Genomic DNA, 10128 nt, shown 5'->3' on the forward strand with positions numbered 1-10128 from the left:
AATTTGTTATAAAACTTTAAAAGAAATCTTAAGTAGAACATTTCTTTCAAAATCATAAGCTTCGATGCATTTTACGCATATCCTTTTTATCAATAAATCATTTCGCAAGTGTTTAAATATTGTTTTTGCGATTTATTTAAGCATTTTCTGTTATTACTGTAAAAATATACCCGTTTTAGCTTTTACACCTATTATATCCTACTAAATCTTTAATTTTGTAGAAAAAATATTAAGCATGAAAGTTAAAGAACAAGGCCTTTATTTGCCCGAATTTGAACACGACAATTGCGGCGCAGGATTTATTTGCAACCTAAATGGAATTAAGTCCAATGACATCATACACAAAGCATTAGATATCTTAATAAAATTAGAGCATCGTGGCGCTGTAAGTGCTGATGGTAGAACTGGTGATGGAGCAGGAATTTTATTTGATATTCCTCATGATTTTTTTAAGAAAGTTTGTGACTTCGAATTACCTGAAACTAGACAATATGCAGTAGGAATGGTTTTTATGCCAAAAAGCACCAACCAGGTAGCTTTTTGCAAAACAACTTTTGAAACGGCCATACAAGATCAAAATTTAGCAATCATAGGATGGAGAGATGTGCCCGTTGATGCATCCAATCTAGGTCAAATTGCAGGGGAGAAAGAACCAACAGTAAAACAAGTATTTGTTGGTAAAAATGGATTGGACCTTACGGAACAACAATTCAATGCCAAAATGTTTGCTGCCAGAAAAATTGCAGAACACACTATTAGAAATTCAAGAATTTCTGAAAGCCATATGTTCTATTTTTCCAGCTTTTCTACAACTACAATAATATATAAAGGCTTACTGATGCCCGAAGATATTAGCAGATATTATACTGATTTAACCGATGATGACTTAGTGACCAGACTAGCTTTGGTTCACCAACGATTTTCGACAAATACTTTTCCTTCTTGGGAATTGGCCCAGCCGTTCCGATATATGTGTCACAATGGCGAGATAAATACCCTTAGAGGTAACATCAGCAGAATGCGTGCTCGTGAAGAATTGATGAAAAGCGATGTTTTTGGTGATGATATCAAAAAATTGTTTCCTATTATATTAGAAGGCAAATCAGATTCTGCTTCTATGGATATGGTTATCGAATTGTTATTGATGACAGGACGATCTCTACCTGAAGCCATGATGATGGTCGTTCCTGAAGCTTGGGAAAAACACCAAACGATGTCAGAAGATAAGAAAGCGTTTTACGAATATAATGCTTGTATCATGGAACCTTGGGATGGTCCGGCTTCGATTCCTTTTACGGATGGAAATGTTATTGGTGCCTTACTGGATAGAAATGGATTGAGACCTTCTCGTTATACGTTGACAAAAAGTGGCTTCGTTATTATGTCTTCAGAAATTGGTGTTCTTGACATTAAACCCGAAGATGTAATTAAACATGGTCGTTTAGAGCCCGGAAAAATGTTTTTGGTCGACATGAACGAAGGCCGAATTATTGAAGATGATGAGATAAAAAATGCAATAGTTACTAAACGTCCGTACAAAAAATGGTTGGATGAAAATTTGTTGCAATTAGCACAAATTCCATATACTGACAACGCAATACCAACCGAAAGCATTGACTTCGCAACGCGACAACGCCTATTTGGTTATACAATTGAGGACTTAAAAACCATAATAAACCCAATGGGAGCTCAAGGTGCTGAACCTTTAAGCTCAATGGGTAATGATACTCCTTTGGCGGTCTTATCGGACCAACCACAACTTTTATACAACTATTTCAAACAATTATTTGCTCAGGTTACAAATCCACCATTGGATGGTATACGAGAAGAAATCATTACTGATATCAGTTTGGCAATCGGAGGAGATTTCAATATTTTCGATATTGAACCAGAACATTGTAAAAAATTAAAAATCCAAAATCCGGTTATTTCAAATGAAGATTTAGATAAAATAAGAAATATCGATCATGCTGATTTCAAATCAGTGACTATTTCTACTTTATACGATATCGAAAAAGGAGTAAATGGATTGGAGCGTGCTTTAGAAAGAGCAGTTCAAGCTACTTTTAAAGCTGTTTCTGAAGGTTGCAATATCGTAATCATTTCTGATAGAGGTGTAAGCGAAAAAATGGCTCCAATACCAATGTTATTGGCTTGCTCTTACATTCATCATTCCTTAAACATTCTAAAAGTTCGTTCAAAATTTGGAATTATAATTGAATCTGCTGAACCTCGTGAGCCACATCATTTTGCATTATTGTTTGGTTACGGTGCAAGCGCAATAAATCCTTACATGGTAAATGAAATCATTCATGACCAAGTAAATGAAGGTTTTATTACTGGCATAAAAGCTGATTATGCAATTAAAAATTACAATAAAGCGATTGCAAAAGGAATCCTTAAAATCATGAACAAAATTGGTATCTCTACTTTACATTCATACAGAGCTGCCCAAATTTTTGAAATTTTAGGATTAAATAAAACGTTAACTTCTAAATATTTCCCATATACACCTTCTAGAATTGAAGGAATTGGTCTGATCGAAGTAGAAAAAGAAATCAAAAAAAGATATCAAAAAGCTTTTCCTAATTCAAAAGTGGCTAATTTACTACCACTTGAAATTGGAGGTATTTACAGATGGAGAAGAACCGGGGAGAAACACATGTTCAACCCAACAACCATTTCTAAATTACAGCAGGCAGTTCGATTAAACAGTCCGGAAAGTTATAAGGAATATTCAAATATGGTTAATGACCAAAGTGAAAATCTTATGACGATTAGAGGTTTGTTTGAGTTCAATAATCTGGATCCTATTTCTATCGACGAAGTAGAACCTTGGACGGAAATTGTAAAAAAATTCAAAACTGGCGCCATGTCTTATGGGTCTATTAGTCAAGAAGCTCACGAAAACTTGGCCATTGCCATGAATAGAATTGGGGGGAAAAGTAATTCTGGAGAAGGTGGAGAAGATTCTAAACGATTCCAAAAAGACTTAAACGGTGATTCTAGAAATAGCGCCATTAAGCAAGTCGCTTCTGGTAGATTTGGAGTGTCTATAAACTATTTGACTAATGCCAAAGAAATTCAGATAAAAATGGCTCAGGGTGCAAAACCTGGAGAAGGCGGACAATTACCTGGAGAAAAAGTAGTTCCATGGATTGCTGCTGTAAGAAATTCTACTCCTTATGTTGGATTGATATCGCCTCCGCCACATCACGACATTTATTCAATTGAAGATTTATCTCAATTGATTTTTGACTTAAAGAATGCGAATCGCGAAGCGAGAATCAATGTTAAGTTGGTTTCTGAAGTTGGAGTTGGAACAATTGCTGCCGGTGTTGCTAAAGCAAAAGCTGACGTGATTTTGATTTCAGGATACGATGGAGGAACTGGAGCTGCTCCATTAACTTCACTACAACATACAGGTATTCCGTGGGAACTTGGTTTAGCTGAAGCGCAGCAAACATTAATCTTAAATGATTTAAGAAGTCGTGTAGTATTAGAATGTGACGGACAATTAAAAACAGGACGTGATGTTGCTGTTGCTGCTTTACTTGGAGCTGAAGAATTTGGGTTCGCAACGGCGCCACTAGTGGCTTCAGGTTGTATCATGATGAGAGCATGTCACTTAAACACTTGCCCGGTTGGAATCGCGACACAGGATCCTGAATTGAGAAAAAATTTCAAAGGAACTCCGGAACATATTATTAACTTCATGTATTTTATTGCTGAAGAGTTAAGAGAAATCATGGCTCAATTAGGATTTAGAACGCTAAAAGAAATGGTGGGACAATCTCAAAAATTGAATGTCAACAAAGCTATCAAGCATTATAAAGCAAGTGGATTAGATTTATCTTCGATTTTATACAAACCAGAAAAAGCTAAAGTAGTTCCAAATCACAATACGACTACCCAAGATCATGCGTTAGATAATGTACTTGATTTTGAAATTATAAAAGCTGCGATCCCTTCTATTTATAGAAAAGAAAAAACAAGAGTAACTTTTGATATTAAAAATACAGATCGTTCCGTTGGTGCTATTTTAAGTAATGAGATTTCGAAAATATATGGAGCACAAGGTTTACCTGAGGACACCATTTTAGTAGATTTTACAGGTTCTGCAGGACAAAGTTTTGGTGCTTTTGCAACCAACGGTTTATCATTCAAAATTCATGGAAACTGTAATGATTATTTGGGAAAAGGACTTTCAGGTGGTAAATTAATTATCAAGGTACCTCCTACTGCTACATTCAAACCAGAAGAAAATATCATTATTGGTAACGTGGCGCTTTACGGAGCAATTACCGGCGAAGCCTATATCAATGGTATGGCCGGAGAACGTTTTTGTGTGAGAAATTCAGGAGCAACTGCAGTTGTAGAAGGAATCGGCGATCACGGCTGTGAATATATGACTGGAGGAACTGTCGTAGTTCTAGGAAAAACCGGAAGAAATTTCGCTGCAGGTATGAGTGGAGGTATTGCTTATGTTTATGATCCAAATAAAAAATTCGATGCTACCGTATGCAATATGGAAATGGTGGCTTTTGAAACATTAGAAAATGATGACATTACTAAACTGAGACGTTTGATAAAAAACCATTCTATGTATACCAACAGTCCTTTAGCTAAAAGAATTTTAGAAGATTGGGAAAATCAACGCAACCATTTTGTAAAAGTAATGCCAACAGATTATAAAAAAGCATTACAAAGATTAGCAGAAGAAAAAAAAATTGAAGAACTAATAGCACTATAGTTATGGGAAAGATAGGTGGATTTAAAGAATATAATAGAAGTGACGAAAATAATATAGCTGTTGTAGAGCGTGTATCAAACTATAACGAGTTTACAATTCCGTTAGCCAAAGATAAAATTAAAGAACAAGGATCGAGATGTATGGATTGCGGCATCCCTTTTTGTCACAGTGCCTGTCCATTAGGAAATTTAATTCCTGATTTTAATGACATGGTTCATCAAGAAGAATGGCAAAGTGCATTGGACATTTTACAATCAACAAATAACTTCCCGGAATTTACAGGAAGATTATGCCCAGCGCCTTGCGAAAAATCATGTGTATTGGGTATAATCAGTGAGCCCGTTGCTATTGAAAATATTGAAAAAAATATTATCGAAAGAGGTTTCGCAGAAGGATGGATCAAACCACAACCTCCAACAATAAGAACTGGAAAAACAGTTGCTGTTATCGGCTCTGGTCCTGCTGGTTTAGCAGCAGCACAACAATTAAATCGTGCTGGACACACTGTAACCGTTTTTGAAAGGGACAATGCAATAGGAGGTTTACTACGTTATGGAATTCCTAATTTCAAATTAGAAAAAGGAATCATTGACAGACGTATTGTAGTTTTAGAAGCGGAAGGAATTGAATTCAAAACTAATGTAAACGTTGGTGTAAATTTCAGCATTGAAGAACTAAATTCTTTTGATTCAATCGTATTGTGTGGTGGTGCAACTGAAAGAAGAAGTTTACCCACTAAAGGAATTGAAAGTAAAGGAGTTGTTCAGGCAATGGACTTTTTAACTCAACAAACCAAAGTACTATACGGAGAATCTATTCCAGATCAAATCAAAGCAACTGGTAAAAATGTTATTGTTATTGGTGGAGGAGATACAGGCTCTGATTGTGTTGGAACATCAAACAGACATGGTGCAAAATCAGTAACTAACTTTGAGATTTTACCAAAACCACCCGTTGGAAGAAGTGAAACTACTCCTTGGCCATTTTGGCCTTTACAATTAAAAACATCCTCTTCTCATGAAGAAGGATGCGACAGAAACTGGTTAATCAATACCAAAGAATTTATTTCCAATGAAAAAGGGGAATTAACAGGCTTGAAAACCGTTGAAGTAGCTTGGAAAATGACACCTGGACAAAGACCTGAACTAATAGAAAAAGAAGGATCTGAAAAAATATGGCCTTGCGATTTAGCTTTACTGGCTTTAGGATTTACAGGTCCTGAAAAGACATTAAGCGATCAATTGGGGTTAGATGTAGATTTTAGAACCAATTATAAAGCCACAAATTACCAAACAAATGTTCCTCACATATTTACTGCCGGTGATATGAGAAGAGGGCAATCTCTAATTGTTTGGGCAATTTCTGAAGGTCGTGAAGCCGCAAGGGAAGTAGATAATTACTTGATGGAATACACTAATTTACCAACAAAAGGTAACGGCGACTTACCTAGTTTATAATAAAAAATAGTTTATTTTTAAAATCCCCTGATAAAATACTTGTCGGGGGATTTTTACTTTAACAAAAGTTATAAAAAATAACTAAACAACAATAATTGTTACAATTACAACATTTTGTTACAATTTGTTATAAACTGTATTATTATTTGTTTGTGTTGATAAAGAATAATAAATTTGCTTAAAAATAGAATAAAATGCAATCAAAAGACTTACTACAATTAGCGGAACAATTTGGAAACCCATTATATGTTTATGATGCCGAAAAAATACAATCTCAATACAACAGATTATCAAAAGCTTTTTCTAAGGTAAATAAGTTGCGCATTAATTATGCGATGAAGGCATTGTCTAATGTTGCAATCCTTCAATTATTAAAAGAAATGGGATCTGGCTTAGACACCGTATCTATTCAAGAAGTGATGTTAGGGCTTCATGCCGGTTACGACCCCGAAAAAATATTCTATACACCTAACGGAGTCTCTTTAGAAGAAATTGAAGAAGTTAATGCAATGGGAGTTCAAATCAATATTGACAATTTATCAATATTAGAGCAATTCGGAACAAAATATCCAAACGTTCCTGTGTGCATTAGAATAAATCCACATGTAATGGCAGGTGGAAATGCAAACATATCTGTTGGTCACATCGATAGTAAATTTGGTATTTCTGTTCATCAATTACCTCACTTAGTGCGTATTGTTGAAAACACAAAAATGAATATTGTTGGGATACATATGCATACGGGTTCTGACATTCTTGATATCGAAGTATTTTTATATGCTGCTGAAATATTATTCGACGCTGCAAAAAACTTCAAGAATCTAGAATTCTTAGACTTTGGAAGTGGATTTAAAGTACCCTATAAAAAAGATGATATAGAAACCGATATCGAAGAATTAGGTAAGAAACTTTCAAAAAGATTCAATGCTTTTTGTGTTGAATACGGTAAAGAACTAACCTTGATATTTGAACCAGGTAAATTTTTGGTTAGTGAAGCCGGATTCTTTTTAGCAAAAGTTAATGTGGTAAAACAAACTACATCAACTGTTTTTGCAGGAATCGACAGTGGTTTTAATCACTTAATACGACCAATGTTTTACGGATCACAACATCATATTGAAAACATTTCACACCCGAAAGGGAAAGAACGTTTTTACTCTGTAGTTGGATACATTTGCGAAACAGACACATTTGCCAATAATAGAAAAATTTCCGAAATCAAAGAAGGTGATATTTTATGTTTCAGAAATGCGGGTGCCTATTGCTTTTCTATGGCATCTAATTATAATTCAAGATACAAGCCAGCTGAAGTATTGTGGTTAAAAGGAGAAGGCCATTTAATTAGAGCTCATGAAACCTTTGAAGATTTATTAAAAAATCAAATTCCATTACCAGTAGAATTTGCTACAATATAAGCTAAAACACAAATCCCATCTTTTTATAAAGATGGGATTTTTTTTTACACTACAACTATCTAAAATAATCTATTTTTCCAAAACTTCTTCTAAAACATTAGCTTCGGTTCCATTAGGAAAAGGAATTTTTATCTTCTGAGCTATTGTAGGAGCGATCTGTGTGATATATTTCTTTGTAAATGATTCTCCTTTTTTAATATGCCAACCGTAGAAGATTACTGGTACATGGGTATCGTAACTATAAGGGGTTCCATGAGAAGTTCCAGTACCTTGGTATTCGATATAAGCAGCTTTGTCAAGGATAACAAGATCTCCATCTTGTGTTGGATCGTATCCTTTCGTTATAAAATTAAGGTAATAATCATTTCCCGTCGAACCTAGAATTTCTTCTTCAGTATAAACTCTTTTAACTTGCTCCTGTGACATTAAATAATCTTTGAAAGATTGCTTAACCTTATTCAAATCAAGCCCTTTTGCCTTAATAATTTCTTTATTAAAGAAAAGATTGAAATTAGAATAATTTAAAACTAAATCTACTCCAAAAGTAGCAACCGAAAAATCTTTTAATCCTTTGATAATATTTTGTGGATTTACACTTTTTACATTGTATTTATTATCTTTTAGGTAATTTGCATTTTCTGCACCGGCATGATCCGCAGTAAGAAAAAGTAAATACTTATCTTTCCCCACAGTTTTATCCAAATACTTAAGAAATTCTGCAATAGTTTGGTCCAAACGTAAATAAGTATCTTGTAATTCCATAGACCTGGGACCAAGTAAATGTCCAACATAATCAGTAGAAGAAAAGCTCACTGTCAGAAAGTCCGTAATATTATCCTTTCCCAATTCTTCTTTTTCAATAGCTTTCATAGCAAATTCTGCCAGAAGGTTATTCCCAAACGGTGTAGAACGTATAACTCCTGCATCATTTTTCTCATACATATCTTTTAAATTATACGGAAATACTGGTGCCGAACTATTGTATAATTTTCCCTCGTATGAATTATTATCCGCAAGACTCTCGTTATAAGTTGTTGCAGGTTTGAATAAATCCCAACCTTTAGTAATATAAGGCATAAATCTTTTCTCTTGGTTAAATTCGGCAACCCATCCTGGTAATTTTTCGCCGTAAAAGGAACTAGAAATAAAAGCTCCTGTTTTACTATACCAAAAAGCCCAATTAGCAAAATGTCCAGCAGGTAAAATAGCTCCACGATCTTTTAGACTCATGCCAATAACCTTCCCTTTAAAATTGGTTGCTAACCTAAGTTCATCTGTAATAGTAGTACTTAACAAATTCTTTGGAGACATTTCACCCTCTATAATAGTACCATCACCAACTGTTTTAACAGATGCATCATCTGTACAGTACATAAACTTACCCGAACTTCTACTAAACCATTCATTGCCCACAATTCCATGAGTTGATGGTGTTGTACCTGTATATATAGATGCATGACCTGGACCAGTATAAGTTGGCATATAATTAAAATGCATATTTTGAAAAGTATATCCATTACCCATTAATCTTTTAAAACCATTAGGTGAAAAATCATCCGAAAAACGATACAAATACTCCATCTTCATCTGATCTACAACAATTCCAACAACCAATTTTGGACGCTCTTGCGCTTGCATGTTTGCGATTATAACAAACGTTAAAAACAAGACTAATTTTCTCATATTTATATTTTTATATAGTTCCCCAAAAATACAATTTAATGTTTAAAAAAAAGACCGAACAAAAACTTAAACATCATAAATTAATCTTCACTTAACTCAATTAAAATCAGACCTCAAAAAAAAGATAAGTATTTAAATATAAAAGACATTTCTAATTGCATTACGCAAGATTAAATTCTAAATACCTTAAAAAAGAAGATAGTTATGGAAATATGACAATAAAAATACTATCCAAAAATCATTTAATAAAAATTATTTGTCTGAAGAATTATTATAAGGACAATGGGCAGAGTTTATAGAACTAAAGAAAGTAATTTCGGAAATATATCTAAAAAAAACTTAGGTATAGGCATCAATGAGAAGTAATTTACTAAAAATATATTTGAAAGAAAAAAACATATGAATATGTTAAATGTACAAAACGTTACAACATATTATTTAAACCACTTCGTTCCTACAATTTTACCATCCAAATACAGCGAAAAAAACTTCTTGGTACACCAAAAAAATAACAACGCAAAAAATCCCCATCAAATGAATGATGAGGATTCTTCAAAGAAAGGCGACGACATACTCTCCCACATAACTGCAGTACCATCTGCGCAGGCGGGCTTAACTACTCTGTTCGGGATGGGAAGAGGTGAGCCCCGCCGCAATAACCACCTTAAGAGGTTATAATTGCTTTGGGCAATTATCTACAATTAACAATTGAATAATTTACAATTCATAATTATAGTAATATCTTAACATACTGAGATAAAGAAAAGTTTTTTTTATTAGAAAGTTTCTTCTCTCCCGTCTTTTGGACGGGAGAGAAAAG

The 10128-nt window shown here is 34.1% G+C and carries 4 protein-coding genes and 1 rRNA gene; 3 read left to right on the forward strand and 2 right to left on the reverse strand.

Annotation, left to right across the window (positions count from 1 at the left end; genetic code table 11):
* Positions 1-235 precede the first annotated feature (235 nt).
* From gltB to lysA, 3 genes are all read left to right on the forward strand, one after another.
* A complete protein-coding gene (gene gltB, locus BUC23_RS07235) occupies positions 236-4753 on the forward strand; it encodes a glutamate synthase large subunit (protein ID WP_073207703.1) in 4518 nt (1505 codons plus the stop codon).
* Between the two features lie 2 nt (positions 4754-4755).
* Positions 4756-6210, forward strand: coding sequence for a glutamate synthase subunit beta (locus tag BUC23_RS07240; RefSeq protein WP_073207706.1), 1455 nt, complete (start codon positions 4756-4758; stop codon positions 6208-6210).
* A 194-nt stretch (positions 6211-6404) separates the two neighbouring features.
* The gene (gene lysA, locus BUC23_RS07245) at positions 6405-7625 is read left to right on the forward strand and encodes a diaminopimelate decarboxylase (RefSeq protein ID WP_073207710.1); all 1221 of its coding nucleotides are present in this window, start codon (positions 6405-6407) and stop codon (positions 7623-7625) included.
* Positions 7626-7694: 69 nt separating this feature from the next.
* Here lysA and pafA read toward each other — a convergent pair whose 3' ends face one another.
* The gene (pafA, locus tag BUC23_RS07250; RefSeq protein ID WP_073207713.1) at positions 7695-9308 is read right to left on the reverse strand and encodes an alkaline phosphatase PafA; all 1614 of its coding nucleotides are present in this window, start codon (positions 9306-9308) and stop codon (positions 7695-7697) included.
* A 557-nt stretch (positions 9309-9865) separates the two neighbouring features.
* A 5S ribosomal RNA gene (gene rrf / locus BUC23_RS07255) occupies positions 9866-9975 on the reverse strand.
* Positions 9976-10128: the final 153 nt, after the last annotated feature.

The sequence above is a fragment of the Flavobacterium xinjiangense genome, assembly GCF_900142885.1.
GTDB classification, from domain to species: domain Bacteria; phylum Bacteroidota; class Bacteroidia; order Flavobacteriales; family Flavobacteriaceae; genus Flavobacterium; species Flavobacterium xinjiangense.